Here is a 25,013-nt window from a genome sequence, read left to right on the forward strand (position 1 = left end):
GCGAGTCCACCGCGATCGTCGGCCGAGGCGGATGGGGAACACGCGAAACAGAAGCCTTGGCATCGAAACTCCCCCGTCTGGTCTACCGCGTGAGCCTCGATGATTCGAAGTCATGTCCGGCGCGGTGGGTCGCCCGCTACGACCGCTCCCCCGAGCCAGTCCTCGCGAGCGTTGCCTCCAGCATCAGGAGATTTCGGGATTATGTCTTTGCCTGTGCGCGCCTGGCGTTTGATGATGCGCGCACGTGTGGCGAGTCGCGGTGGGAGGAGTGAACCGAGGTGCCGCACGGGATCCGGGGCACATCGAGCTGACCTGATTCCTCACCTGCCGGTGCGCGGGACCGGTGCGGGTAGTTCCACGGTGACGCGGATCCCGCCGGCGGAGCGCGGGGTGAGGGTGAGTGTGCCGTGGTGTGCCTGGGTGATGGTTTTGACGATCGCCAGGCCGAGGCCGACGCCTGCGTGGTCGGTGTGTATGCGCTCGGTGCCGCGCTGGAATGGTTCGGTGAGCGTCGACATCAGCTGTGGGGTGAGCTTGTCGCCGGTGTTCTCGACGGTGAGCACGACGGTCTTGGGGCAGACGCCGGTGTTCACCCACACGGTGCCCCGTTCAGGCAGGTTGTGGACGATCGCGTTCTGCACGAGGTTCATGGTGAGCTGCAGCAGGAGCGGTGGCGATCCGATGGCGGGGGTGATGTCACCGGAGGTCTCGATGGTGACGCCGCGCTTCTCCGCCAGCGGGAGGAGGGTTTCTGCGGCCTCTTCCGCCAGGAGGGACAGGTCGACGTGTTCCCGGGTGAAGGACCGCTGGTCGGCGCGGCTGAGCAGGAGCAGTGCTTCGGTGAGGTCGATCGCCCGGGTGTTGACGGCGTGGAGGCGGTCGATGACTTCTCCGGTGTCGCGGTCCGGATCGGTGCGGGCCACGTCGAGCAGTGCCTTGGAGATCGCCAGCGGGGTGCGCAGCTCGTGCGAGGCGTTGGCCGCGAATCTCCGCTGTTCGGCGACGTGCGCTTCGAGCCGTTCCAGCATGCCGTCGAAGTCGTCGGCGAGGTCGCGGAACTCGTCCCTGCGGCCCGGTAGCCGGATCCGGTGGGAGAACGACCCGTTGGTGGCCATGCGGGTGGCGTCGGTGATGCGGGTCAGCGGGGCGAGCATCCGGCCGGCGAGGATCCACCCTCCGACGAGGCCGAACATCAGCAGGAAGAACAGCACCGCGCCGGCGGCCGACGCGAAGTCGTGCAGGAGGGTCGAGCGGACCAGCACTCCCCCGCTGACACTCGTGTAGGGGGGCAGGTGGCGCAGGATGAAGATCCACACCGCCGCGAGCAGCAGGGCACCGGCGAGCATGAGGAACCCGGCGTAGCTGGCGGTGAGCCTGAGGCGGACGCTCGGCCCGGGCGCCCTATTCACGGTCTCCTCCCTCGTGCCCGGCCTCTGGTCGCGTGTCGATGCGGTAGCCGGCGCCGGGGACGGTGGCGATGATCCAGGGCTCGCCGAGACGCTTGCGCAGTGCCGAGACCGTGATGCGCACGGCGTTGGTGAACGGGTCGGCGTTCTCGTCCCACGCCCGCTCCAGGAGTTCTTCGGCGCTGACGACACCGCCTTCGGCGGCGACGAGGACTTCGAGCACGGCGAACTGCTTCCTGGTCAGCGCGACATAGCGGCCGTCCCGGTAGACCTCTCTGCGGAACGGGTCCAGCCGCAGACCGGCGATCTCTCGCACGGGCGGCCTGTTGTGGGCACGTCTGCGGTCGAGTGCTCGGAGCCTGAGGACGAGCTCCCGGAGCTCGAAAGGCTTGGTGAGGTAGTCGTCGGCGCCGAGCTCGAACCCGGAGGCCTTGTCGTCGAGCCGGTCGGCAGCGGTGAGCATGAGGATCGGCATGCCACTGCCGGAGGCGACGACGCGTTCGGCGATCTCGTCACCGGACGGCCCGGGGATGTCGCGGTCGAGGACGGCGATGTCGTAGGCGTTGACGCTCAGTAATTCCAGAGCGGTGTCACCGTCGCCCGCGATGTCGGACGCGATCGCCTCCAGGCGCAGGCCGGAGCGGATGGCATCCGCGAGAAAGGGTTCGTCCTCGACGATCAACACACGCATACGAACGATGCTACGGGGCGGCGCGTATCGTCGGCGTATTGAAAATTCCATACGGGCCGGCAACCTCACGCCGCCTTCACTTGCGGTATGTCGCACATACCGGCCGCGACGCGAAAAGCGTCCCACAAGATTTACTGGATTCTCGGCGTCGGCCTGATATTCGTCATCGCGATGATCAGCGTGGTCATTTGCTGCCGGTCGCGGAATTCCTCGCCCTCATCGGCCCCGTCGTGGTCTTTCCCCAGCGTATCGCCCTCGGATGTTCCTCGCATCGCGCGACGTGGTTCGCCCGGTGCGAAAATCCCTCGCCGTGAACACCGTGGTCCGCCCGGCGAGGCCGACGGTGTCGTCCCCGGCGGTGTCACGGTTTTCGACGACGCGATTCCGGCCGTGGCCAACCTCGATCCCGACCTCCGCGAAGCGCTCCGCCGGGCCGCGACGGACGCCGCGAATGAAGGCATCGATTTCTACGTCAACAGCGGCTGGCGTTCCCCGGCGTACCAGAATCAGCTTCTTCGCGAAGCGGTCTCCAAGTACGGCTCCGAGAAAGAGGCCGCCCGATGGGTGGCGACCGCGGCGACCTCGCTTCACGTGAAAGGAGAGGCGGTCGACATCGGGCATTCCGCTGCCACGGTGTGGCTGTCGGGACACGGGGCCGAGTACGGGCTGTGCCAGATCTACCTGAACGAAACCTGGCACTACGAACTGCGCCCCGAAGCGATCGATCACGGCTGCCCGCGCATGTACGCCGACCCCACCGAGGACCCTAGGATGCGGAAGTGACGGGCGGTACGCGGGGACATGCGCCAAGGCGTGGCCTGGTGCTCGCGGTGCAGGCCCTGCTGCTAAGCCTGCTCATGCTGCTGCACTCGAAGATCCCGAACCGGCCCGGGAACCTCGGCAGCCTGGTGGAGACCTTCCTGCCGTGGACCGGCCTGGGCGTTCCGGTGCTGCTGGCCGGGGCGCTGTGGCGCCGCTCCGCCTCCGCGGTGGCCGCGCTGCTGCTGCCGGTCGTGGCATGGGTGTACCTCTTCGGCGGGCAGCTCATCGACAAGTCCCACCCGGGTGCCGACCTCACCGTGGCCGGCCACAACGTCGGCGCCGCCAACGCCGACCCCGCCGGCACCGCCCGCGACCTGGCCGCCTCCGGGGCGGACGTGCTGGCGCTGGAGGAGCTGACCCCGCAGAGCACGGGCACGTACGAGAGGGAACTGGCGAAGACCTACCCGTACCACACGAAGGTGGGCACGGTCGGGCTGTGGAGCAAGCTGCCGCTGGCGGACACCCGGCCGATCGACATCATGAACGCCGGGTCACTGGCGGAGACCATACCGGCGGACAAGAAGCTGGCCCCGAACCGGGCGCTGCGCACCACGGTGGCCACGGACCACGGGCCACTGGCGGCCTATGTGGCCCACCTGGGGTCGGTACGGGTGAATCCCGCGGCGGGCTTCTGGACGGCCTCGCGGAACATAGGCGTGCAGGCGCTCGGCACGGCCATCGCCGCCGAGAAGAACAAGCGGGTGGTGTTGCTCGGCGACCTGAACGGCACCATGAACGACCGCGCGTTCGCCGGCATCACCTCGCGGATGCGCCCGGCCCAGGAGACGGCCGGAAACGGTTTCGGCTTCACCTGGCCGGCGTCCTTCCCCGTGGTGCGGGCCGACGAGATCCTGGTCCGCGGCGTGAAGCTGGAGAGCTCGTGGGTACTGCCGGCCACCGGCAGCGACCACCTTCCGGTGGCGGCCGGAATCAGCTGGTGAACACCGGCCTCTGTCCCGCGGGGTCCGGGCCGGCTTGCTGGAGTGCGTTCAGCCAACGTTCACCTGCGCGCACCTGGCCGGACGTTCGGCACGGGCAGTCCCCCTACTCCTGGCAACGACACGGATCGGGTCCGTGGAAGGCTCGCGCCGCTGACCGACCTGGAGAGGTACCTCCCAGATGCCCCCCCGCCACGCCTTGGTACGAGTCGATGAGGCCTCCGCGGCGGAGGTGAACGTGAAGCGTGCCGACATCGAGGGCCTGCGGGCCGTCGCGGTCGGCCTGGTGGTGCTGAGTCACTGCGGTGTCCCGCTGCTGGCGGGTGGATACGTCGGTGTCGACGTCTTCTTCGTGATCTCCGGGTTCCTGATCACTTCCCTGCTGTCCAGGGAGCTGACGAGGACCGGCCGGATCTCGATCGGCGGGTTCTACGCCCGGCGCGCGCTGCGGCTGCTGCCGGCGTCCACCCTCGTACTTCTCACCACCCTCCTCGCGTCCCGGGTGTGGCTGTCGCCCGTGCGGTTCCCCGAGTACGCCTGGGACGGGCTGAGCAGCGCGTTCTACGCGGTCAACCTCCGGCTGGCGATCACCGGCACCGACTATCTGGCGCAGGCCGGCCCGCCGTCGCCGTTCCAGCATTTCTGGTCGCTGGCGGTGGAGGAGCAGTTCTACCTGCTGTGGCCCCTGCTGATCCTGATCACGTGGCGGGCGGCCCGGAGCCGCGCGTACCTGGTGGGCCTGTCGCTGGTGCTGTGCGGAGCGTCGTTCGCCCTGAGCGTCACCGAAACCGGGAGGTCCGCGCCCTGGGCCTACTTCGGCTCCCACACGCGGGCCTGGGAGCTGGGCTGCGGAGCGCTCCTCGCGCTGGTCCCGATACGCCGGATCCCGGCCCGGCTCGCCGTGCCGATGAGCTGGACGGGTCTCGCCGGCGTCGTGCTGCCGGCCCTGCTGTTCGACACGACCACGGCCTACCCCGGCCACCTCGCGCTGCTGCCGGTGCTGGGCTCCATGACGGTCATCGCGGGCGGGGCCGTGGCGAGCCGGTGGAACGCCGGGCTGGTGCTGGGCCGCGCGCCGCTGGTCTGGGCCGGTGGCCTCTCCTACGCCTGGTACCTGTGGCACTGGCCCTTCATCGTGATCGGCCCGAAGGCCCTGGGCCTCGCGCCGTCCGTGCCGCTCCACCTCGCGCTGAGCGGCCTCAGCCTGGTGGTCGCGGCGGCCACTCTGCTCGCCGTCGAGAATCCGCTGCGGTTCCACCGAGGGTTGCGTGGCCGTCCCGGCCGGGGGGTCGGCCTGGGCGCCGCGCTGTCCGGGGGGACGGTCGTGCTCTGCCTGCTCGCGATCGCCGTCCCCCAGCAGATCGCCGCCGGACGGCCCGCACCCGACCTCGGCGCCCGCCTGTCCGTCTCCACCGACCCGGCGGCCGACCTCCAGGCCGCTCTGGCCGAGCCCCCGTCGGAGCTGCCCGCCAACCTGAAACCGGCGCTCGCCGAGGTGCGGTCCACCGAGTCCCCGGTGTACCGGGACGGGTGCCACCTGGGCTACGACAGCGACTGGAGTCCTCCCTGCGTGTACGGAGATCTCCGCTCACGCACCTCCGTGGTGCTGTTCGGCGACTCCCACGCCGCTCAGTGGTTCCCGGCCCTGGAGAAGCTCGCCCTGCAGAGGCACTGGAGGCTCGTCTCACTGACCAAGGCCTGGTGCAAGGTCGCCGCGGTCACGACCATCAGGAGCAGCCGCCCCTACACCTCGTGCGACCGGTGGCGGAAGAAGGCGCTCACGCGGATCGCCGAGCTGCGTCCGGCGATGGTGGTCATGTCGTCGTCGGACGACGGAACGCTCGCGGTGAAGACCAAGGACCCGCACAAGGCGTGGGTCACGGGCTTCCGTGAGACCTTCCGCGCGGTCGCCGCCAGCGGGGCGAGGCCGGTCGTGGTGATGGACACGCCCTGGCCCAAGGGGGACGCGCCGGAGTGCGTGGCCGCCAACCCGTCGCGGCTCGCTCGCTGCGCCAACCACCTGCCCGGCGCCATCGAAGACCAGAGCCGCCGGGACGCGGTCGCCGAGGCCGCCGGGGACACGGGCGCGACACCGATCGACCCGACGCACTGGCTGTGCTCCGCGACGGGACTCTGCCCGCCGGTCGTCAGGGACACCCTCATCTACCGCGACGACAGCCACATGACCGAGCAGTACGCCGAAATCCTCGCCCCCATCCTGGCCACCCTCCTCCCGCCCCTCCGAGCACCTCTGCCGCGGTGACCGCAGGGCTGCCCGCGGTCCAGGGTGTGAGCCCGGCGATCCCCCACCCACGCGACCCCGGAATGACCGGGCCCGGCTGAAAATTATCGGAATTCCGCAAAAAATTTAGGACGGGACGCGATAGCACGTCACAGCCGCGTTCCATGATCATAACCGGGAGGCCGCCGCCCGCCACCCGGCACGCGGCCGACCTGTTCACAACGAAAGTTTCATCGCTGTGCATCGGGACCGGGCACCTACCTTCCCTGGCCAGCACGCCGACGGGCACGCCCCGCGGGCCCCGCGCCCGGGGGCATTTATCAAGCTGCTTGACATTCCCAGGGGGGTCGTATTTGCTCCCTTGCACCACCCCCCATACAGCGCGCAAGTGGCATACCGATAAGCCCTGGTGACTGTTAGCGCTCACACATCAATTCCGGTTTCCCAGCCCGGGCATTCGATGCCGCCGATGGAGAGGACGCAGAACATGTCTTTATCACCGGCCCGGTCCGCACGGCCAAAGGGAATCACAAATGTTGAAGCATAGGTCCGTTTTCGCGGCCGTGGCGCTCGCGGCGGCCGTCGTCCTGGTGACAGGCCACGCGGCGATGAGCAGCGGCAGCAGCAGCGCGGGAACCTCAGGCTCCGCCGCCATGCTCGCGGGAACCGCGGGATGCGGAAAGACCCCGACGCTGACCAGCGGAACGCGGAACATCACCACCAGCGGCAAGAACCGCACCTACATCCTGCGGATTCCCGCCAACTACAACAACAACAACCCCTACCGCCTCATCTTCGGCCTCCACTGGCTGAACGGCAACATGAACGACGTCGACACAGGCGGGAGCAGCGGCGCCTCCTGGGCCTACTACGGCCAGCGGCAGCTGTCCAACAACACCGCGATCTTCGTCTCGCCGCAGGGCTTCAACAACGGCTGGGCCAACTCCGGCGGCGAGGACGTCGTCTTCATCGACGACATCATGCGCCAGGTCGAGGCCGACCTCTGCGTCGACACCTCACTGCGCTTCGCCATGGGATTCAGCTACGGCGGCGGCATGAGCTTCTCCCTGGCGTGCAGCCGCGCCACCGTCTTCCGCGCGGTCGCCGTCTTCTCCGGCGCGCAGCTCAGCGGATGCAGCGGCGGCACCCAGCCCATCGCCTACATGGGACTGCACGGCATCACCGACAGCGTCCTCAACATCTCGCAAGGACGCACACTGCGGGACACGTTCGTGCGTAACAACGGCTGCACCGCGCAGAACCCGCCCGAGCCGGGCTCCGGCAGCCGGGCCCACATCGTCACCGCCTACTCCGGATGCCGCGCCGGCTACCCCGTCGTCTGGGCCGCGTTCGACAACGGCCACACCCCCGCCCCGGTGGACGGCACCTACACCGAGAACGGCGCCAACACCTGGACCAAGGCCGAGGTGTGGAAGTTCATCTCCCAGTTCGGGAGCACCACGACCCCCAGCCCCACGGTCACCCCCACGGTGACCCCCACGGTCACCCCGACCGTGACCCCGACGGTCACGCCGACCTCCACGACCAGCTTCCGCCTGCGCAACGAGGGCGCCGGGCGCTGCGTCGACTCCCCCAACAGCGCCAGCGCCAACGGCACCCTGTTGCAGATCTACGACTGCCACACCAACCCCAACCAGCTCTTCAGCTACGCCTCCGGCAGACTCCAGACCCTCGGCAAGTGCCTGGACTCCCCCACGAACGCCGGCTCCGGCACCCGCGTGCAGCTGTGGGACTGCCACACCAACAGCAACCAGCAGTGGACCTTCAACTCCAACGGCACCGTGACCAGCGGCGCCGGCAACCTCTGCCTCAACGCCACCGGCACAGGCAACAGCTCCACCGTGACCGTCGCCACGTGCAACGGCCAGGCCACCCAGAGATGGACCAGGGCCTGACCACCCACTAGCCGACGGCAGACGCCGGGTCCAGGCGACTTCGCCTGGGCCCGGCGCGCTTCTTCGTGTGCCGCTCGAAACCAGGGTCGGATCGCCTGGTCGATCACTCGGTGCGGAGGGCGTCCGCGATGGTGAGACGGGCCGCCGAGCGGGACGGAAGGAAGGCACCCGCCGCCGCGATCACGGCGCCCGCCAGGACGAGCAGGACCACGACCGGCACGGAGTAGAGGTCGAGCATGTGCTCCGGGATGACGATCTGAGCTGCGCGCGCTATGGCGTACATCGCGTACCGCTGGAACACGACGCCGATCGGGACGCCGGCGAGGCCACCCGCCAAGCCCAGTGCGGCCATCGAGGTGACCATCATGAGGACCACCTGGCGGGGTGTCATGCCGATCGACTTGAGCGTTCCCAGCTCCCTCCGGCGTTCCCGGACGTTGAGGACGACCGTGTTGAACACGCCGAGGGCCGCGACCGCACCCAGCAGCAGGGTGAGCAGCGTGATGGTGGAATAGATGGCGACGAGGACCGAGCCCGGTACGCGCTTCGGCCTGGCGTCGAGACCGGGGTCCGCGGCCTTCACAGCGGCCGCGTACGCGGCGTCGTCGGCTCCGGTGGCGAGCTTCACCTCGTACCCGTCGGCTCGGCTGCCAGGGGCCATCTGGGTCAGCGTGGCCCAGTTGGACAGCACCGGGTCGACGGCGCCCATCAGGACCTCGCCGACGACGCGCGCGGACAGCCGCTTGCCATCCCTATCGAGCGTGAAGGTGTCGCCGAGTGCGAGCCCGCTCTGCGTGAGGAAGCGCCGGGAGACCGCCACCTCGCCCGCAGCGGCCGGCCAGCGCCCTCTCAGCATCTCGAAGCCGGCGTCGGAACCGCGGTAGAACCGTACCCGGGTCGGCTCCGTACCGCCGATCCGCCGCATGATCAGCTCTTTCCTCGCCACCACGCGCTCGGCACCGGGGAGGGCGCGAAGCATCGATTCATCGGCCTGGTCGCCCAGTGCCGGCCCTCCTCTTGCCGGGCGCACCTCGACCTGTACGGCGTCCGCGCGGGAGTCCGCGTCGACGTAGGCGGTCACCGAGCCGGACAGCCCGATCGCGACGGTCACACCGGCCACGCCGAGCAGGACGGCGGCCGCGGTGAGCGCGCTGCGGGCCGGCCGGGCCAGCGGAAGGCCGGCGCCGAGGCTGACCGCCCGGGGCAGGCGGGTACCGCCGAGCCGGCGCTGGACGCGGAGCCCCCGGCCGCGCCGCGGTGCGCTTCCCGCGCTGATCGCCTCGACCGCCGACAGGCGCCTCGCGCGGACGCTGGAGAGCAGAGCGGTCAGACCGACGAGGACCGGCACCCCGAGCAGGGCCGTGATGGTGATCCAGGGCGCCACGTGGAACGCGCCGGCGCCGTAGCTTTCGAAGAAGGCGCTGGACAGCACGGTCATGGCCAGAAGGTTGCCGAGGAACGTGCCGAGGACGGCGGCGGCGACCGTGGGCAGCAGCACCATGGTCAGGTAGACGGCCATCACCTGGTTCGGCGTGAAACCGAGGGCCTTCAGCACGCCGATGTGCCGCAGCCCGGCCACGACCGCCCCGCTGATCACGTTCGCGACGATGAGGACGGCGACGACGAGCCCGAAACAGCCGAAGATCATCAGGAACGGGACGAAGATTCCCGCGCTCAGTTCGGCGTTCGCCCGAAGTGTGAGATACGACTGGGTGCCGAGCAGAGCCCCCGCCGGCATCCCGGCCGTCACGGCCGCCTGGCCGGCACCGATCTCCGCGCCGGTGGCCGCGGCGGTGAACCGGTAGAGCATCTGTTCGGCGGTCGGGTGCAGGGCCTCCATCTCCTCGGAAGCGACCCAGGCCTGCGCCGACCGGCTCACCGAGTAGGCGAAACCGACGACCTTCACCGTACGGCCGTTGTCGAGCGTCACCGTGTCGAGCCTCGAAGGCACGTCAGCGTCGGGCTCCGCGTTGATGACGATCTCGCCGGGTCCGGTGACCCAGCGGCCCCGCCAGACATAAAGCTTGTCCACCGCGGTGTCGGGCTTGTCGCGGCCCACGACGGTCATGACGATCGGGGGCTGATCGGGGTCCATCGTCACCTCGACGGCGGCTTGACCGAACGGACCGGCGGCGGCCGACACCCCTGACCGGTGGGCCGAGCCGGCGAGCGCGGCGTCCGTGGCCTTGCCGCTGTCGAAGGAGGCGACGAGGTGGGCACCCTGCTGCTGGGTGTACGCCTGGTCGAACGGGCCGAAGGTGGCAGCCATCAGCGCGAGCCCCACCACGATCAGCACGGAGGACAGGCCGACGACGATCCCGATGACGGTGGTCTGCAGCCGTCGTCGCCGTACCGCCGCGCGCGCCGCGCGCCACACCGCGCTCACGCCGTACGCTCCAGGTCGCGTTCGCGGGTCACCCGGCCGTCCGCGAGCTCGACGACGCGGCTCGCGCAGCGGGTCGCGAGCCGCTGATCATGCGTCACGATCAGCAGGGTCTGACCGATCTGGTTGAGGTCGAGCAGCAGATCCATGACCTGCTCGCCGGAGCGGCTGTCGAGCGCACCGGTCGGCTCGTCGGCGAGCAGCAGGGCCGGCCGGTTCATCAGCGCGCGGGCCACCGCGACCCGTTGCCGTTCACCGCCGCTGAGCGCGGCCGGGTAGAGGTCGCGGCGATCGGCCACGCCGAGCTCGTCGAGCAGCTCCAGCGCCCGGGCACGCGCCTGCTTGGCCGGGGTGCCGACCAGCTGCGCGGCGAGTGCGATGTTGTCGAGCGCGGGCAGGTCGTCGAGCAGGTTGAAGAACTGGAACACCATGCCGATGCGGTGGCGGCGGAACAGCGCGCGCCGCGTCTCGTTCAGCTTCCCCAGGTCCTCGCCCTGCACGACGACGGTTCCGGACGTGGGGCGGTCCAGCCCCGCGACCATGTTGAGCAGGGTCGACTTCCCGCACCCGGACGGGCCCATCACGGCGACCGCCTCCCCGGCGCGGATCTCCAGGTTCACGCCGTCCAGCGCGGTCGTGTCGCCGTATTCCTTGCGCACGTCCACAAGGCGCACGACGTTCTTGTCCTCGGTCATGCCGGAGAGTCTGCAGGGACCGCGGCCGCCGTACATCGGCCCACAGATGTAAGTCGATGGACCCGCGGGATGACGCTCGCCGTACCGAATTCTGCGAAGCTGACATGGTGTGGATGTCCGGTACCGCCTGGCTGGTGCTGAGCCTGGCCGTGGCCTGCGTCGCCGCCGGAGGGCTCGGCGTGGCGTTGTCCCGGTCGCGGCGGCTGCACCGCGCGGCCATCGAGGAGCGCAGCTGGCTGCTCGAACGGGAACGCCAGAGCGCCGCCCGCAGCGCCGTGCACGTAGAACGGGCGCGCATCGCGCACGAGCTGCACGACATCGTCAGCCACAACGTCAGCCTCATGGTGGTGCAGGCCGGCGCCGCCCGCGACGTGCTCGCCACGATGCCCGACGAGTCCGCCAAGGCGCTGCTGGCCATCGAGAACGCGGGCCGGGACACGATGACCGAGCTGCGGCACCTGCTCGGCCTGCTCGCCCCGTCGGCCGGCGGTGACGAGCTCGATCCGCAGCCCGGCCTGAGCAGGCTCAGCACGCTGATCGACCGGATCTCCTTCGCCGGCCTGCCCGTCGAGGTACGCATCTCGGGTGAGCAGCGCCCGCTGCCACCCGGCATCGACGCCACCGCGTACCGCATCGTGCAGGAGGCCCTCACCAACGCCCTCAAGCACGGCGACCGCGACCGGGCCGAGGTCTCCATCCGGTACGCGGAGCGCTCGCTGCGGGTGGAGGTGCTCAACGGCGGCCCGAGCGTCCTCTCCGGCGACCCGCCGCCGCCCTCCACCGGACAGGGCGACGGCACGGGCCGAGGCCTGCTCGGGCTCCGCGAACGCGTCGCCGTGTACGGCGGCCACCTGGACGCCCGCCGGCGCCTCGGCGGGGGCTACCGGGTACGCGCCCGCATCCCCCTCCAGCCGTCATGACCGCCGCCGAACCGCGCGTCCTCATCGCCGACGACCAGGCCCTGGTCCGCGCGGGCTTCCGCCTGATCCTGACCGTGCGCGGCATCGAGGTCGCCGGCGAGGCCGCCGACGGCGCCGAGGCGGTGGCGGCGGCCCGCCGCCTGGAGCCCGACGTGGTCCTCATGGACATCCGCATGCCCACCATGGACGGCCTGGAGGCGGCGCGGCTGACTCTCGAGCACGTCCCCGGCTGCCGCGTCATCATGCTGACCACCTTCGACCTCGATCGGTACGTCTACACGGCGCTGCGCCTCGGCGCGAGTGGCTTCCTCCTCAAGGACGTCACCCCGGAACACCTCGCCGCCGCCGTGCGCCTGGTCAACACGGGTGACGCCCTCCTGGCCCCGTCCATCACCCGGCGGCTGGTCGAACGCTTCGCCCCCGGCTCCCCGGTGCCGCCGTCGGCACACCCGGAACTCTCCGCGCTGACGCCCCGCGAGCTGGAGGTCCTCACCCTGATGGGCCGCGGCCTCTCCAACGCGGAACTCGCCCGGGAACTCACCCTCAGCGAAGCCACCGTGAAGACCCACGCCGCCCGCATCTTCATGAAGCTGAACCTGCGGGACCGCGCCCAGGCGGTCGTGGTGGCGTACGAGACAGGGCTGATCTCCCCGGGCCCGTGACTCGTCTCCCCGGCCGCCGCGGTGAGGGTGCCTGCTCGTGGTTTCCGACACCCGTTCGGTGGTATTCGATTGTGGGTAGGTTGAGGCTGCCCCGGTGTGCGGCCACGGAGCTGTGTCGGGTGGCGCCGAGCGGACAAAGGGGAGACCCTTCGGATGAAGATCGTCGCGTTGTCCTGCACGCAGAAACGTCTCCCGTCGCTGACCGACGCGCTGCTCGAAGCGGCGATCACCGGCGTCGTCCGGGAGGTCGGTGACGCGGAGATCCAGCGGATCCGGCTGATCGACCATCGCATCGCGATGTGCGAGGGCGAGGACACCTGCCTTGATCCTGAGGTGGGCCGGTGCACGCTCGACGACGACTTCGAGCATGTCGTCGAGCTGGCCGAGGGCGCGCAGGCGATGCTGCTCGCCATGCCGGTGTACGCGGGGAACGTCCCCGCGGTGCTGAAGATCTTCCAGGAACGCCTGAAGAGCTTCATGAACGCCGGGCAACGTCCGTTCGGCAACCTGCTGGTGGGGACGATCGTGCATTCGCGCACGATGCTGACCGAGCCGGCCCTGGGATCGTTGTTCCCGTGGTACCTACGCCTGAAGAACAAGAACGTGGCGTCGGCGTGCTTCACCCAGAACGATCATCAGGACCTGACCCGCACCGCGGCGCCCGACATGTGTGTGGCCGTGGGCCGGCAACTCGGCATGACGCTCGACGGCAGCCGGTCGCCGGCCAGAGACCGCGTGGCACTGCCGCTGGTTCAATCACCGGCTCGTCCGCGGTGCGGTGACCCGGCCGCGTCCCCTCCTTCCGCGTGAGGAGACTCCGCGCGCCAGGTGCACCCGTCACCCGCCTGTTCGCACGACACCGTGACGTCCGGTTCCACGTAGCGGGCGGCGATGGCGGTGTTGAGTTCCTGGCAGTACGGGCACGGTGACGAGAACGTCAGCACGACGCCGGCACGGGCGGCCCGTTTGCGGTACCGGAGGATCCCGCAGTCGGCGTTGCGCAGGACGGTGCCCGACGGCTGGGGCTCACTGGTCACCGCCGAGTCGTACAGCAACAGCTGACGCTGGAGCCGGGTCATGAAGTGATCGGTGGCGGAGACCCCGGCGGGCCGTTGCGCTCGCAGCAGCTTCGCGGTGATGCGGGAGTTCGCCTGGATCCACGCGGCCAGGCCTTCTTCGCCGTGCTGTCCCAGGATGAACTCCTCCGCGGCCGCCTGGGCCTCGAAGAACCGCTGGCGCCACAGGTCGACCTTCTCGGCCGGGTCGAGGGGAGACGGTTCACCGGTCATGGTCCGCGTCCCTCCCTGCGGCGCCGTCCAACTCGGCGAAGACCTCCTGGGCCACGCGCAGCCCGTTGTTGGCGACCGGCCAGCCACCGTAGTACGCGAGCTGGATGATGACTTCGACGATCTTCTCTCGCGACATCCCGAGGTGCAGGGCGGCGCCGATGTGGCCGCGTAACTCCCAATCGGTCCGCGCCAGCGTGACCGCGGTCAGCGCGACCAGTTCGCGCTCCTCGACGCTCAGGTGCGGGCGGGTCCAGATCTCACCGAACAAGTGGTCGACGGTGATCCGCAGGAACTCCGGGTAGGAACCCGGGCGCGGTTCGCGGCCGAAGACCTGCTGGAACATGGCCTCGCCCCGCTCATGCCGGGCAGACGGCTGATTCATCGGATCAACTCCTTCGTGTTGGCCGAACAGTTGTCAACGTCCACGACGCCATGAAGGCGGCGACCAGCAGCGCGGCGCCGCTGCCGAATGCGGCCGGCACACTCACCCGCTCGGCGATCAGCCCGACGACGACCGGACCGACCACGGCGCCGGCATCGGTGCACATGGAGAAGACGGCGACGCCGCTGCCGGCCCGGCCGGCGACGACGTCACCGATCAGCGCGGCCGGTGCGGCGTTGAGCAGCGCCGATCCCGCCGCGTACACACTGAGCAGGACGACGAGCCAGGCGTACCCGTCCACGAACACCAACGCTGTGATCGCCGCCGCGGCCACGCCGGTGCCGGCGATCATGGCGGGCCGGCGGCCGGCCCGATCGACGACCCGGCCCGCCGGCATGATCAGCAGCGTCTGGACGACGGCGGATATCGTGAACGCCCACCCGACCCACGTCACGTCATGCCGCCACGCCACGACCACCATGGGGACCAGCGCGCTGCGCAGCCCGAACAGGACCCATCCCTGCGCCAGCGCCGCGAGGCAGGCCACCAAATAGCGTCGATCCCGCAGCAGGACCGGTAGCCGGACCACGTCACGGCCGGGCTCCGCGCCGGCGGTCCGGCCGGTGCGGAGCACCGCCAGTGTCAGTACCGCGGCGGCCAGCAACAGCACGGCGTACGCCACGAACGGCGCGGACAGGGCGATGAGAGCGAGCAGCCCGCCCAGTGCCGGTCCGCAGATCCCGCCGAGCAGGAAGCCCGCCTCGAACACGGCACTGGCCCGGCCCCGCTGCCCGGCCGGCGCGATCGCCAGGAGTGCCGCCAGCGCGGACACCGAGAACAGCACCGAGCCGACGCCGCCGAGGCCGCGGAACACGAGCAGCTGCCCGTAGGACCCGGCGAACGCCGTCAGGGCCGAGGAGACCGCGCATAACAACAGGCCGGCGACCAGGACGCGCCGCTCCCCGAAACGAACTCCGAGCCGGCCGCAGAAAGGACTGGTGGCCAGCCGCAGGAAGGCGAACAGGGCGACGAGCGCTCCGATCTGGGTGGGCCCGGCCCCGAACGCCGCCGCGTACACCGGGAGCACCGGGAGCACCAGTCCGAGGCCCAGCATGACGCAGCCACCGACGACACTGAGGACGTAGACCTCGCGAGGGAGGCTCGGGTGGGCGGCGGCAACGGGCGGGACGCTGCCGGGGCCGGCCGCCGTCACTGTCCGGTCACAGGATGATGCTGAGCTTTCCGTGCTCGTACAACGTCTCGTGGTCGAGCACCACGACCCGTCTCCGGACCCGGAACGACTCGCCCTCGACGACGAGCTCGAACCGGCATTTTCCGACGTAGGCGTCAGAGCGGCCGTGCCCGAACCGGTACACGACGACATTCGCCGCCACGTCGAGGTGCGTGCCCCGATCGGCCAGGATCTCCACGTTGCCGATCATCCGATTCGTCCGCGACCGAGGGTTCTCGCACCACACCTCACCGTTGAGGAGTTGCTCGATCCGCTGGCGTAGCCGGGCGGCGTCGTCGTCGATGAGCCCGAGCGCGTCGGCCGTCTCGCCGCGGACGTCGGTGGCCGGCACCGTGTAGCGGATGTCGCCGGTCAGCATCTCGTCGTACCACTCGAGCAGGCGCCACTCGTCGAGCAGCCGTGCCTCACGGAATAGGAACTGGCTCACCCGGTGCCACAACCGCACCTGGGCCGCTTCGCCGACCGTCAGCTCGGTGGTCATCGTAACTCCGCCCCTCGCGTCCCGGCCCGGTGAGCGACCTCGACGTGACCGTCGTCGCCGTGCATCAGCCGGTCCCACTGCCGCCAGAACTCGCGGGCGGGAAGCTCGTCGGTCGTCTCCGGGACCTCCTTGTTCATGCCGCGCGACAGATCCGAGTAGCGGACCGCGCGGTTGAGATAGCCCCGCTGGCACGACTCGACGATCTCGACGTCGTCGGGAGTGGCGAAGCCGGCGGGGCCGAGGAACGTCAGGTAGTGACTCTTGCGGAGTTCCCGGATGTCCGGATCCTCGTCCTTGGGGGCCAGGGCGACCGAGGTGATGGCCATCTGGCCGGCGCCGATCGGGTCGATCTTGCGGATCGTGATCGCGATCGCGTCGATGATCATCAAGTTGGGGAAGATCAGCACCGCGCGATTGGTGCCGGTGATCCGCTCGGCGCGCTCGGCGCCGAACCGGTCGACGAACCGTGCGGCCGTCGCCTCGATCCGCGGCCGGACCTCGGCGCCGAACATCGGCGTCCAGTAGGCGAGCGGGCGGGCCGCCGCCGGGGGCAGCTCGTTGGCTCCGTGCCCCAGTCCGAGGGCGCGGCCGAAGCCGCCTCGTCGTCGGGGTGGCACCGACCCCAGCGACTCCATGTAGCCGACGTAACGCTTGTGCAGGGCCCGGAAGTGGTAGATGTCGACACTGTTCTCCATCATGAGCTTCCAGTTGGCCCGCGCCCCGTGGAGTTGCGCGCCTTGGATCACCTCCATCCCGACCTCCGACTGGTCGTCGATCAGATCGAGGTACTCCGTCGCACCCGCCAGGTACTCGGTCAGGGTGCGCGGCTGCTCCGGATCGAAGGTGACGAACACGAAACCGCGGTAACCGTCGCTACGGTGCCGCGCCAGGCCGAAGTCCGCCTTCCGGAAGCCCGGCCCGTACCCGTCCGGGATCGGGACGCCGACCAGGTCGCCCTGGTTGGAGAACGTCCAGTCGTGATACGGGCACCGGAACGACCTGGCCTGCCCGGCCGGCTGCGAGCAGATGAGAGCCCCGCGGTGAGTGCAGCTGTTCGCGAACACCCGGATCACGCCGTCGGACCCGCGTGCCATGACCACCGGGCGCCCGCCGACGTCGCGTGCCACGTAGGAGTCCGGGCCGGGGACCTCCGATTCGTGCCCGACGTACAACCAGCAGCGATCGAAGATGCTGGTCATCTCCCGCGCGGCCAGGTCGTCGTCGGTGTAGGCGCGGCGATCCACCCGGAACGAGAGGCGCTCAAGATCATCGATCACGATCGGGTCGCCCACCGGCCGCCGCAGTTCGATCGTCACCGCTCCCCCTGTCGCTGTAGCGTCTCGACCGTGCCGATGACCAGCTCGGCCGTGCGCACGGCGGAGTCGCCGCACTGCGGCCGCGCGGCGCGCAGCCGGGCCCGGTAGTCCCGGGCGGGATCGAGCAGATCGGTGACGGCGCCGGCGACCGCCTGCTCGGTGACTCCGGCCGGCTCCAACGCCGTCCCGAAGCCCGCCCTGCCCACGAAGTACGCCTGGACGGGCTGATCCACGGCCAGCGGGATCACCAGCATCGGTGTCGCCGCCCTGATCGACTCCGCCACGGAGTTGTATCCGCCATGGGTGATGAACACGTCGGCGCGTTCGAGCACCTCACGTTGCGGCAGGTACGGGGCGGTGAGCACGTCGCCGGGCAGCGCGAGCTCCTCGGCGAGATCTCCTACCGAGGCGATCACCTGCGCACCGGTCGCCGCCGCGCCGGTGATCACCGTGCGCAGCAGGTCCGGCCGCCGGTGGAAGATCGTGCCGAAGGAGACGTACACCACCGGGCGGCCGGGGTCGACCCGATCCAGGCCCGAGAAGGCGACCTCGTCGCCGCGGGTCCCCGCCGCACCCGGCAACCCCACCAGCCGCACACCGTCGTCGGTGACCGCGTCGTCCCCGACGAGAGCAGGAATCGTCGGCATCAGATTGAGAATCGGCGAACGCGCCGAATGAGTCCGGGCCGACCACAACACCCCGTGCCTGGTCAGATAGTCGCCGACCTGCTCGTCGTACGCCCAGCGGCCTCGTCGATGCTCGCGCGGGCATACTCCCCCCAGGTTGGCCCAGATCATCCCGTACGGCACCCCGGACGCCTGTGCGCCGGCCATGGCCGACGCCGTGACCGGCAGCGAATCGACGAGCACGAAGTCAGGCGCCGTCGCCTTGAGCGCGTCAGCCGTCTGGTCCGCCACCGGCGACGACCGGAGCATCGGGCCGATCTTCGCCGGGTCACCACTCCACGGCGCCATCTCGACCTGCCCGATCGCGTGCACCTCCGCCTTGCCCAAGGCCTGGCGACGCTGCTCGTCGAGCACGCCACCGTCCGCGGACAACAGCAGCAGCGCGACCTCACTCTCGGCGGCTTGGAGCGCATTGACCACCGGAATATACGGATTCAGGTGGCCATGCTGAGTCGTGGTGAGGAGGGCGACGCGCATCAGATCTCCGATCCATCGAAAGAAGACGACTAAGCCTGCTACGAGGCTCTACGCATTCCCCGTCGCTGAGGGGACAGATCGATCGACGCTACTCGAAACAATCCCGAAACAACCGGATTCACCACTTGTCACCCAGGCAGTTTCGCAAAGCCCGCCGAGATGTGCAATCAACGCCAACGAATGCGGCCATTGCGGTCGGCAACGAGATACCAATAGTCGTTATAGGGCTCCTCCAATTAGTAACGGATCACACAAGGGACAGGAAGCCCGCCACCCATGCCCTGGCCTAAGTTGGGGTCAATCGTCGGATCGTCCGTGGATGCGTTTCTCCAGCGACCGGTACCTGATGAGCTGTGGGAGTTGTTCCAGCGTGTGGTCCCGACGGCGCCGACCCGGCCGCGGTCAGCGGACGAGTCCCGGTACGACGGACGGGCCGTCGTCGCGCAGCGCGAACAGCTCCCTGCTCTCGCCCGTTCGCACGTCCACCGCGTACACCGCCGACGTCGGCCCGTCGGGCTTCTGAGGTTCGGCGAGCACGGTCAGTTCCGTGTCGTTCAGCCAGCTCCCGAGCCGCGAAGGAGCGAGCCCTTCCGGAAGTCCGGATATGGGTACACGAGTCTCCCCGCCGCCACTGATCGCGTCGAAGATGACGATCGAGCCGTCCCGCCGCACCATCGGCCTTCGATTCGGGTCGACGGTCTGCCCCAGCCGGACGAGTCTCCGCCCGTCCGGTGCGAGGGCGCTGTAGTCGTACGTGAAATCCTGAATGGTGATCGGATCGTGGCCGAGCACCCACACCTGGCTGGTCATGTTGAACGGCTTGGCCAGCACGACGGGTCCGGACTTGTCCGACACGCTCACCGGCCACCACCCGCGGGCGAGGTCGGTCACGGTCTTGCGCTCCACGTCCACCAGCTTGTTCGGTTCTCGGCGCCCGCCCCACCCCGACACGACGAACCGCAGCCCGCTGGGCGACAGTCGCAGCGTGAACTCGACCGCGAAGTCCTCCTCGGGCTGCTTCAGCGGCGCCTTCCACGTCCTGCCGCTCGCCAGGTCGCGTACCACGATCCCGCGCTGCTTCGAGTTGTAGTACGCGATCCGGCGGCCGTCCGCCGTGACCGCCAGCGGCCCTGTCACCGCCCCGGCCAGCTCGTAGGTGTCGCCTTCACGCGTCACGATCCGCCAGGCGTCCTCGGCGCACGGCTTGCCGTCGCGCCGGCACTTGGGCCGGTACGCCTGCTCCGCCGGTCCGACTCCCTTCTCCGGCAGTGGGAGCACCGTGGTCTCCGGTGGCGTGAACAGGATCTGAGGTGCAGGGGATGCCTGCTGAAGCAGCGTGAAGCCGCCACCGGAGACCACGCACAGCACGGCGGCCGTGGCCATGACCAGGCGGTTCACTCGCCTTCTGCGAGCGCCGCGAACCGCCCGAGCCGCAAGATCGACGGTGGGCGCCTGCTCGGCCAGTGCCTGCAGATCCTCACGCAGCGTTTTCATCGATACACCTCCTGAGGGGCGAGCGCCCGTAGTTTCGACAGCGCGTAGTGGGTCTGGCTCTTGACGGTGCCGATCGAGACGCCCATGAGCTGCGCGGTCTCGTGCTCGGTGCGGTCCTCGTAGAAACGCAGCACGATCACGGCTCGCTGTTTCGGCGTGAGCTGGGCCAGCGCGTGATGAAGGGCGATGCGGCGCACGGTCGCCTCGTCATGCGACTGCCCGGACTCGGCCCGCTCGGGCAGTTCGGCTCCAGGCAGCTCGACCCGCTTGCGCCGGCGCCACGAGATGGTCTGGTTCACGAGGGCTCTGCGGGCGTACGCCTCGGGGTTGCCGCCGTCGGCGAGCTTGGCCCAGTGCGCGGCGACACGGGTGAGAACCGTCTGCAGCAGATCCTCGGCGAGATGGGCGTCCCCGGTGAGCAGGTACGCGGTCCGCATCAGCGATTGCTGGCGAGCGCGTACGAACTCATGGAACCCCTCGAAACGGTCCATGTATCAGAACAACTCTGCCGAGGGCTTCCAGGTTGGAACGTCAGCGTATCGGTCGCATAACGCGACGACGTCGACCCACGACTGATCGCGCCGCCCGTAGCCGCGAAACGTCATCGTGCCGCTACACGGGGAGCTCGGCGAGCAAGTCGTTGGCGCGCGCCGCGAAGAGGCGGGCTCCGCGCTCCCGGGAAAGGACGAGCGCTCGATGGGTGGTGCGCACGGCGGACCGGACGTCGCCGCCGGCTCGGAGTGCCTTCGCGCGGATGAGGAGCACCAGGCCCTCCGCGTACCGTTCGCCGTAGGTGTCGATGAACCTGTCGGCCAGGTCCAGCGCGGTCATGGCGGCGGAGACATCGCCTGCGTACAACTGGATCTCGGCGAGAAGCGCGTACCAGGTGGCCAGGTTCGATCGAGGTGGGTCGACCAGTGCGCTCTCGATGATGCGCTCCATCTCCGTGGCCGAGGCGACCGGGTCACCGCCGGACATGGCCTTCGCCCAGTGCCACGCGAGCCGCGGATAGCTGCCGGAAAAGGTGAAGGAGAAGTCCGGATCGGCGTTGATCGCCGTCTCGGCCGCCCGCAGCGCCCAGGCGAAGTCTCCCGCGGCGGCCGCCGCGGTCACCGCGAACGAGCCCCAGATGCTGATGGCGTAAGGGTCGTCGCCGGCCTCGAACTCCACCACGTCGAAAAGCTGGCGCGCGGCGACCACATCACCGTACAGCGTGGTGTTCAGCGCCAGCATGACCGGCGTCATCATCTGCAGCCGGTGGCGCAGCGGCTCGGCCTCCGGCTGGGCACGGATGAGCGAATCGGAGTGGCTCAGGTTCCGGTAGGCCTCACCGATGTTGCCTGAACTCCACTGGTAGACCCCCCACGCATGATGGCCGGATGCCTGAACGACAGGGTCTGAGGAGCGCTGACCATGATGGAGCAGCCGGCGCGCGAGACGCCCGGCGGCCTCAAGCTGGATGCCCTGGGCGTGCGCCAGGAACTGGGAGAACAGGAAGCCTGTGGCCTCCCGTTCCTTGCCGAGCGACCGCGCGACCTCCTCGGCGCGGTCCAGATGGTCCATGGTGGCTCCGACGAAGCCGGAGTGGATACCCGCGACGGCGGTCAGCTCGGTGAGCGCGGTCAGCTCAAGGCCGGGGAGTCCGGCGCCGCGGGCGATTCGGCTCGCGGTGCCCAGGTGCTTCTCCGCGGTCTCGTAGGCGGATCGCCGTGCGGCGATGCGGGCCGCGACGATGAGTGCTCGCGCCGTCCGCTCCGGCTCGGCGAGCGGGCCCGCCGAGCACAGGTGGTGGGCGAGTGCCTCACCATGGCGCTCGGCCGGTTCCTGGGTCTGCGCGAGCGCGGCCGCGATGTGCAGATGGAAGTGGCTCGCGTTCGATCGGGGCGTCGAGCGGGCCACCGACTCGCGGACGAGGTCGTGCACGAACCGCCAGTCACTCAAGGAGCCGGAGGTCACCTCGACCAGGCCGAGCGCCTCAAGGGCCTCCAGGCGAGTGAGGCACCGCAACGCGTCGAGGCCGGATGCCTTCGCCAACAGGCGGGCGTCGATGTCGCGGCCCATCAGGGCCGCGATCTCGATGAGGCGACGGTCCCCGTCGTCGAGCTTGCTCATCCGGTCGCGGACGATGTCGCGCACCGTGGACGGGACGGCGGCCTGGGCTGCCGCTTGGTCGGACAGATGGTCCTCTTCGGCCAGGAATCTCGCGAGCTCGCGCACGAACAGGGGGTTGCCTTCGGTGCGGGCCTGTATGTTTCGCGCGACGCCGGGACTCGGAGACCGCCCGGTCTCTCGGTGGACCAACTCGGCGACGTCAGACGGGCCGAGGGGACCAAGAGCGATGCGCCGGTGGCGGTCCTGGCGCGCGACCGCCGCCAGCATGCGCCGCACGTGCGGGCTGGGCGTCGGCGCGTGGCCGCGGAAGGTACCCAGCAACACGCTCCTGTCCGGGAGCGACTCGGCCAAGCGTGCGAACAGCTGTAGCGAGGCCTGGTCTGCCCAGTGGAGGTCGTCCACGACCACGACCAAGGGCCGGCGCGCGGCGGCCGCGCCGAACAGTGCGACGACGTTGCCGTACAGACGGAACTGCGCTCTGGCATCCGGCCGCGCCATGACTTCGGCATCGTGAGCGGAGTGCCGCAGCAAGTCGCCGAGTTCGGTGGTCCAACGCGCCCGTTCGTCCTCCGGCAGTGCCGCGATCAGGGCCTCGACGATCTGCACCCAGGGCCACATCGACGGGGCGCCTTCTCCCTCGTGGCATCGGCCCCAGAAGGTAGAGGCACCGTTCGCGGCGGCCTGGTCGGTGACCTCGGCAAGCAACCGGCTCTTGCCCACTCCTGGTGGACCCTCGACGAGCACGATCTGCGCTCGGCCGAAGGTGGCCGAGTCGACGGCATTGCGGAGAAGGGCCAGTTCTTCTTGCCGGCCCACGAGACGATCGGACCGGCTGCCGGGAGGTTTTCGCGCCCCGCTCGTGGAGTTCGCGCCGGACTTGGATCTGGGTGCGCCTTTCGGGGGAGAGCCGGCGACGCGTGGTGTGAAGACAGCCCCGGCTTGTTGAAGAACTTGCCGGTGCGCCTCGCGAAGCACTGGACCGGGGTCGATGCCCAGATCGTCGGCCAGCCGCGCTCGCACCGTGTCGAACACGGACAGGGCCTCCGCCTGCTGTCCCGACGCCGCCAGGGTGGTCATGAGCGTCGCCTGGATGGTCTCGTCGATGGGCGCGATCCATGCGGCGAGGCGCAGCGGTTGCAGGATGCGTTTGCCATGACCGCGAGGCACGATGGCGCGAGCGGCCTCGACGCAGGCGTCGAGCAGCTCGCGGTTGACGGAGGCGAACAGCGGGCCGGCGGCGGCGCTGAGGGCCAGCCCGTCGCCCGCGGACCCTCGCCACAGCGACAAAGCCTCTTCGTAGGCGTTGGCCCCCTCATCGAACCGGTGAGCGCCCAGTGCGGCACGGGCGAGGCCGAGGAGCCGGCGGAATTCAGCCAGGTCGAGTGCCACGCGGCTGTCGTCGAACTGGTAGCCGCTGCTGCGCCGGTGGAGGTAGGAGCCCGGCGCCCGCGCGGGCAGGTTCGGTTCGAGCAGCCGTCGCAACGTCCCGACATATTTGTGGACGATGTTCACCGCCGACGTCGGCATGCCGTCGTCCCAGACGAGGTCGATGAGCTCAGAAGTGCTGACCGGTCGACCCGCACGCATCAGCAACAGGCCCAGCAGGTAGGCCTGCTGTCGAGGCCCGGTGTCGACCTCGACCCCGTCACGCCACACCCGCAAGGGACCGAGAACCTGAACGGTCAGCGAAGCGGCACCACTCCCCGGACCGCCCACGGGTGCGGCGGCAGCGGGTACGACGAGCCCCGGTTCGGTCCCGACGCTTCGTCGGGAGGGGGAGGCGTCGGCCATCGAGCCCTTCCTCAGCATGGGTAGATTTGAGGAGAATGCGTGGGTATCGAGGGAAATGCTACGTGCTGGCGGGTACGCGGCCCCTGAGCACCCATGGCCTGCGACACGCCGGGCTCGTCAACAGGCAAAACCGTGCTCACATTGGAGTCAACCGTCTGGACGCGCCGATAAATCGGACCGCACGATGGTAGAACGCGCAGCCCACGGTGGCCTGCGATGTCGGGACGACATCGCCATCGGTCGGAGGAAATCAGGGCCACAGCCGAGAGACCCTCATTCGAGAGGGTGTTGAAGCGGGAACTTCCAAGGTTCGTCTTCATGAAGCCCGTCGAGGAACGAGTGCCTTCATGAGGAAGGAGACGAGGATGCACGAAAAACGTCTGCTCTTCGCCAGTCCCCTGATCGCCGCCCTGGTGTTCGGACCGATCGGGACTCAAGCCTCAGTCGTTCCGACGTCCGCCAGCGCCGGCGGCAGTCACGTCACGGCGATCTCGAAGGCCGCGCCGCCCGTTTGCAGCGGCCTCAAGAAGAAGCAGAGAAAAGTCTGTTCGAACGGCTACTCCGAGGGCTTCGAGGCCGGAACCAAGTGCGGCAAGATTCCCCAGCACGGGAGAATCTCCGACGACGAGGCATACGACATAGGCTTTACCGCGGGATTCAGGTCCGGCCAGAGAACGTGCGACAGAGGTTGAATCCTCCGGTACTCGCGCAGCACCTACGGGGCCCGGCGGGTGCATGCCGAACCACGCCTTGGCCACCAGATTCCGTTAAGCCACAACGCGCTGGAGCTGCCAATACAGCGCGCAGGGCTCCCAGGCCGGGTCGGTGCGTAGATGCGCCGCGGTCTGCCGACCCACGACCATCCCACGCCGGACGAGGTCGGCCGGCCACTCGGCCTGGTCGCCGGTATTGCCGTGGCCACTGCGCACCGCTGGCAAAGCCAGGGAGCAGCACAATCCGAGCCCACACCCATTCGGATGTCGCAGCGAGTAGCGGCGATGCGCGCACGGGCGTGAGGCTCTTGCAGCTGAGCACGAAGATTGCCGGCTGGTGGAGCA

21 protein-coding genes are annotated in these 25,013 nt (G+C 69.5%); 8 read left to right on the forward strand and 13 right to left on the reverse strand.

Annotated elements, in window-relative coordinates; translation table 11 throughout:
- Positions 1-320 precede the first annotated feature (320 nt).
- Positions 321-1,409, reverse strand: a complete 1,089-nt coding sequence (locus tag ACFP1K_RS20710; protein ID WP_380755743.1) for a sensor histidine kinase — start codon at positions 1,407-1,409, stop codon at positions 321-323.
- Positions 1,402-2,097, reverse strand: coding sequence for a response regulator transcription factor (locus tag ACFP1K_RS20715; protein ID WP_380755745.1), 696 nt, complete (start codon positions 2,095-2,097; stop codon positions 1,402-1,404). The genes ACFP1K_RS20710 and ACFP1K_RS20715 overlap by 8 nt, the downstream gene beginning before the upstream one ends.
- Before the next feature lie 87 nt (positions 2,098-2,184).
- Between ACFP1K_RS20715 and ACFP1K_RS20720 the strand changes: the two genes are divergently transcribed.
- The 4 genes from ACFP1K_RS20720 (at position 2,185) to ACFP1K_RS20735 (ending at position 8,015) form a co-directional block, all read left to right on the forward strand.
- Positions 2,185-2,880 carry a M15 family metallopeptidase gene (locus ACFP1K_RS20720; RefSeq protein WP_380755747.1) on the forward strand — a complete coding sequence of 232 codons (696 nt, stop codon included), beginning with the start codon at positions 2,185-2,187 and terminating at the stop codon, positions 2,878-2,880.
- On the forward strand, positions 2,877-3,860 hold the full coding sequence (locus tag ACFP1K_RS20725) for an endonuclease/exonuclease/phosphatase family protein (protein WP_380755749.1): 984 nt from the start codon (positions 2,877-2,879) through the stop codon (positions 3,858-3,860). Before ACFP1K_RS20720 ends, ACFP1K_RS20725 begins: the two co-directional genes overlap by 4 nt.
- Before the next feature lie 235 nt (positions 3,861-4,095).
- A complete protein-coding gene (locus tag ACFP1K_RS20730) occupies positions 4,096-6,120 on the forward strand; it encodes an acyltransferase family protein (protein WP_380755751.1) in 2,025 nt (674 codons plus the stop codon).
- Between the two features lie 512 nt (positions 6,121-6,632).
- A complete protein-coding gene (locus tag ACFP1K_RS20735) occupies positions 6,633-8,015 on the forward strand; it encodes a ricin-type beta-trefoil lectin domain protein (protein WP_380755753.1) in 1,383 nt (460 codons plus the stop codon).
- A 103-nt stretch (positions 8,016-8,118) separates the two neighbouring features.
- Here the strand turns inward: ACFP1K_RS20735 and ACFP1K_RS20740 are convergent, their stop codons facing one another.
- Positions 8,119-10,401, reverse strand: a complete 2,283-nt coding sequence (locus tag ACFP1K_RS20740) for an FtsX-like permease family protein (protein WP_380755755.1) — start codon at positions 10,399-10,401, stop codon at positions 8,119-8,121.
- Entirely contained in the window at positions 10,398-11,093 is a 696-nt protein-coding gene (locus tag ACFP1K_RS20745) for an ABC transporter ATP-binding protein (protein WP_380755757.1), read from the reverse strand. The genes ACFP1K_RS20740 and ACFP1K_RS20745 overlap by 4 nt, the downstream gene beginning before the upstream one ends.
- A 113-nt stretch (positions 11,094-11,206) precedes the next feature.
- Between ACFP1K_RS20745 and ACFP1K_RS20750 the strand changes: the two genes are divergently transcribed.
- The 3 genes from ACFP1K_RS20750 to ACFP1K_RS20760 all read left to right on the forward strand — a co-directional run bounded on the left by ACFP1K_RS20750 (position 11,207) and on the right by ACFP1K_RS20760 (position 13,485).
- Entirely contained in the window at positions 11,207-12,013 is an 807-nt protein-coding gene (locus ACFP1K_RS20750; protein WP_380755759.1) for a sensor histidine kinase, read from the forward strand.
- The gene (locus ACFP1K_RS20755) at positions 12,010-12,675 is read left to right on the forward strand and encodes a response regulator (RefSeq protein WP_380755761.1); all 666 of its coding nucleotides are present in this window, start codon (positions 12,010-12,012) and stop codon (positions 12,673-12,675) included. The genes ACFP1K_RS20750 and ACFP1K_RS20755 overlap by 4 nt, the downstream gene beginning before the upstream one ends.
- Before the next feature lie 153 nt (positions 12,676-12,828).
- The gene (locus tag ACFP1K_RS20760; protein ID WP_380755763.1) at positions 12,829-13,485 is read left to right on the forward strand and encodes a flavodoxin family protein; all 657 of its coding nucleotides are present in this window, start codon (positions 12,829-12,831) and stop codon (positions 13,483-13,485) included.
- On the opposite strand, the gene ACFP1K_RS20765 is transcribed toward ACFP1K_RS20760, so the two are convergent.
- The 9 genes from ACFP1K_RS20765 to ACFP1K_RS20805 all read right to left on the reverse strand — a co-directional run bounded on the left by ACFP1K_RS20765 (position 13,428) and on the right by ACFP1K_RS20805 (position 23,955).
- Complete coding sequence (locus ACFP1K_RS20765; RefSeq protein WP_380755765.1) at positions 13,428-13,964, reverse strand: hypothetical protein; 537 nt, start codon at positions 13,962-13,964, stop codon at positions 13,428-13,430. The two genes, ACFP1K_RS20760 and ACFP1K_RS20765, sit on opposite strands and share 58 nt — an antisense overlap.
- On the reverse strand, positions 13,954-14,346 hold the full coding sequence (locus ACFP1K_RS20770) for a carboxymuconolactone decarboxylase family protein (RefSeq protein ID WP_380755767.1): 393 nt from the start codon (positions 14,344-14,346) through the stop codon (positions 13,954-13,956). The genes ACFP1K_RS20765 and ACFP1K_RS20770 overlap by 11 nt, the downstream gene beginning before the upstream one ends.
- A 4-nt stretch (positions 14,347-14,350) precedes the next feature.
- Positions 14,351-15,559: an MFS transporter gene (locus ACFP1K_RS20775; protein ID WP_380755769.1), complete on the reverse strand. Its 1,209-nt coding sequence runs from the start codon at positions 15,557-15,559 to the stop codon at positions 14,351-14,353.
- A gap of 7 nt (positions 15,560-15,566) precedes the next feature.
- Positions 15,567-16,079 carry an aromatic-ring-hydroxylating dioxygenase subunit beta gene (locus tag ACFP1K_RS20780; protein WP_380755771.1) on the reverse strand — a complete coding sequence of 171 codons (513 nt, stop codon included), beginning with the start codon at positions 16,077-16,079 and terminating at the stop codon, positions 15,567-15,569.
- Complete coding sequence (locus tag ACFP1K_RS20785) at positions 16,076-17,395, reverse strand: aromatic ring-hydroxylating oxygenase subunit alpha (RefSeq protein WP_380755773.1); 1,320 nt, start codon at positions 17,393-17,395, stop codon at positions 16,076-16,078. The genes ACFP1K_RS20780 and ACFP1K_RS20785 overlap by 4 nt, the downstream gene beginning before the upstream one ends.
- Entirely contained in the window at positions 17,392-18,501 is a 1,110-nt protein-coding gene (locus ACFP1K_RS20790; RefSeq protein ID WP_380755775.1) for a glycosyltransferase, read from the reverse strand. The genes ACFP1K_RS20785 and ACFP1K_RS20790 overlap by 4 nt, the downstream gene beginning before the upstream one ends.
- Positions 18,502-18,960: 459 nt before the next feature.
- The gene (locus ACFP1K_RS20795) at positions 18,961-20,052 is read right to left on the reverse strand and encodes a hypothetical protein (RefSeq protein WP_380755777.1); all 1,092 of its coding nucleotides are present in this window, start codon (positions 20,050-20,052) and stop codon (positions 18,961-18,963) included.
- On the reverse strand, positions 20,049-20,543 hold the full coding sequence (locus ACFP1K_RS20800; RefSeq protein WP_380755779.1) for a SigE family RNA polymerase sigma factor: 495 nt from the start codon (positions 20,541-20,543) through the stop codon (positions 20,049-20,051). Before ACFP1K_RS20800 ends, ACFP1K_RS20795 begins: the two co-directional genes overlap by 4 nt.
- A gap of 121 nt (positions 20,544-20,664) precedes the next feature.
- Entirely contained in the window at positions 20,665-23,955 is a 3,291-nt protein-coding gene (locus tag ACFP1K_RS20805; protein WP_380755781.1) for an AAA family ATPase, read from the reverse strand.
- Between the two features lie 347 nt (positions 23,956-24,302).
- On the opposite strand from ACFP1K_RS20805, the gene ACFP1K_RS20810 reads away from it, so the two are divergent.
- The gene (locus ACFP1K_RS20810; protein ID WP_380755783.1) at positions 24,303-24,647 is read left to right on the forward strand and encodes a hypothetical protein; all 345 of its coding nucleotides are present in this window, start codon (positions 24,303-24,305) and stop codon (positions 24,645-24,647) included.
- Positions 24,648-25,013 lie beyond the last annotated feature (366 nt).

The sequence above is a fragment of the Sphaerisporangium aureirubrum genome (genome assembly GCF_042658925.1).
Lineage (GTDB): Bacteria > Actinomycetota > Actinomycetes > Streptosporangiales > Streptosporangiaceae > Sphaerisporangium > Sphaerisporangium aureirubrum.

Coding starts and splice junctions, on each gene's coding strand:
- ACFP1K_RS20715 (WP_380755745.1), bottom strand. CDS start 2,097: ATGCGTGTGTTGATCGTCGAGGACGAACCCTTTCTCGCGGATGCCATC.
- ACFP1K_RS20720 (WP_380755747.1), top strand. CDS start 2,185: ATGTCGCACATACCGGCCGCGACGCGAAAAGCGTCCCACAAGATTTAC.
- ACFP1K_RS20735 (WP_380755753.1), top strand. CDS start 6,633: ATGTTGAAGCATAGGTCCGTTTTCGCGGCCGTGGCGCTCGCGGCGGCC.
- ACFP1K_RS20745 (WP_380755757.1), bottom strand. CDS start 11,093: ATGACCGAGGACAAGAACGTCGTGCGCCTTGTGGACGTGCGCAAGGAA.
- ACFP1K_RS20750 (WP_380755759.1), top strand. CDS start 11,207: ATGTCCGGTACCGCCTGGCTGGTGCTGAGCCTGGCCGTGGCCTGCGTC.
- ACFP1K_RS20755 (WP_380755761.1), top strand. CDS start 12,010: ATGACCGCCGCCGAACCGCGCGTCCTCATCGCCGACGACCAGGCCCTG.
- ACFP1K_RS20760 (WP_380755763.1), top strand. CDS start 12,829: ATGAAGATCGTCGCGTTGTCCTGCACGCAGAAACGTCTCCCGTCGCTG.
- ACFP1K_RS20765 (WP_380755765.1), bottom strand. CDS start 13,964: ATGACCGGTGAACCGTCTCCCCTCGACCCGGCCGAGAAGGTCGACCTG.
- ACFP1K_RS20770 (WP_380755767.1), bottom strand. CDS start 14,346: ATGAATCAGCCGTCTGCCCGGCATGAGCGGGGCGAGGCCATGTTCCAG.
- ACFP1K_RS20780 (WP_380755771.1), bottom strand. CDS start 16,079: ATGACCACCGAGCTGACGGTCGGCGAAGCGGCCCAGGTGCGGTTGTGG.
- ACFP1K_RS20795 (WP_380755777.1), bottom strand. CDS start 20,052: ATGAAAACGCTGCGTGAGGATCTGCAGGCACTGGCCGAGCAGGCGCCC.
- ACFP1K_RS20800 (WP_380755779.1), bottom strand. CDS start 20,543: ATGGACCGTTTCGAGGGGTTCCATGAGTTCGTACGCGCTCGCCAGCAA.
- ACFP1K_RS20805 (WP_380755781.1), bottom strand. CDS start 23,955: ATGGCCGACGCCTCCCCCTCCCGACGAAGCGTCGGGACCGAACCGGGG.
- ACFP1K_RS20810 (WP_380755783.1), top strand. CDS start 24,303: ATGAGGAAGGAGACGAGGATGCACGAAAAACGTCTGCTCTTCGCCAGT.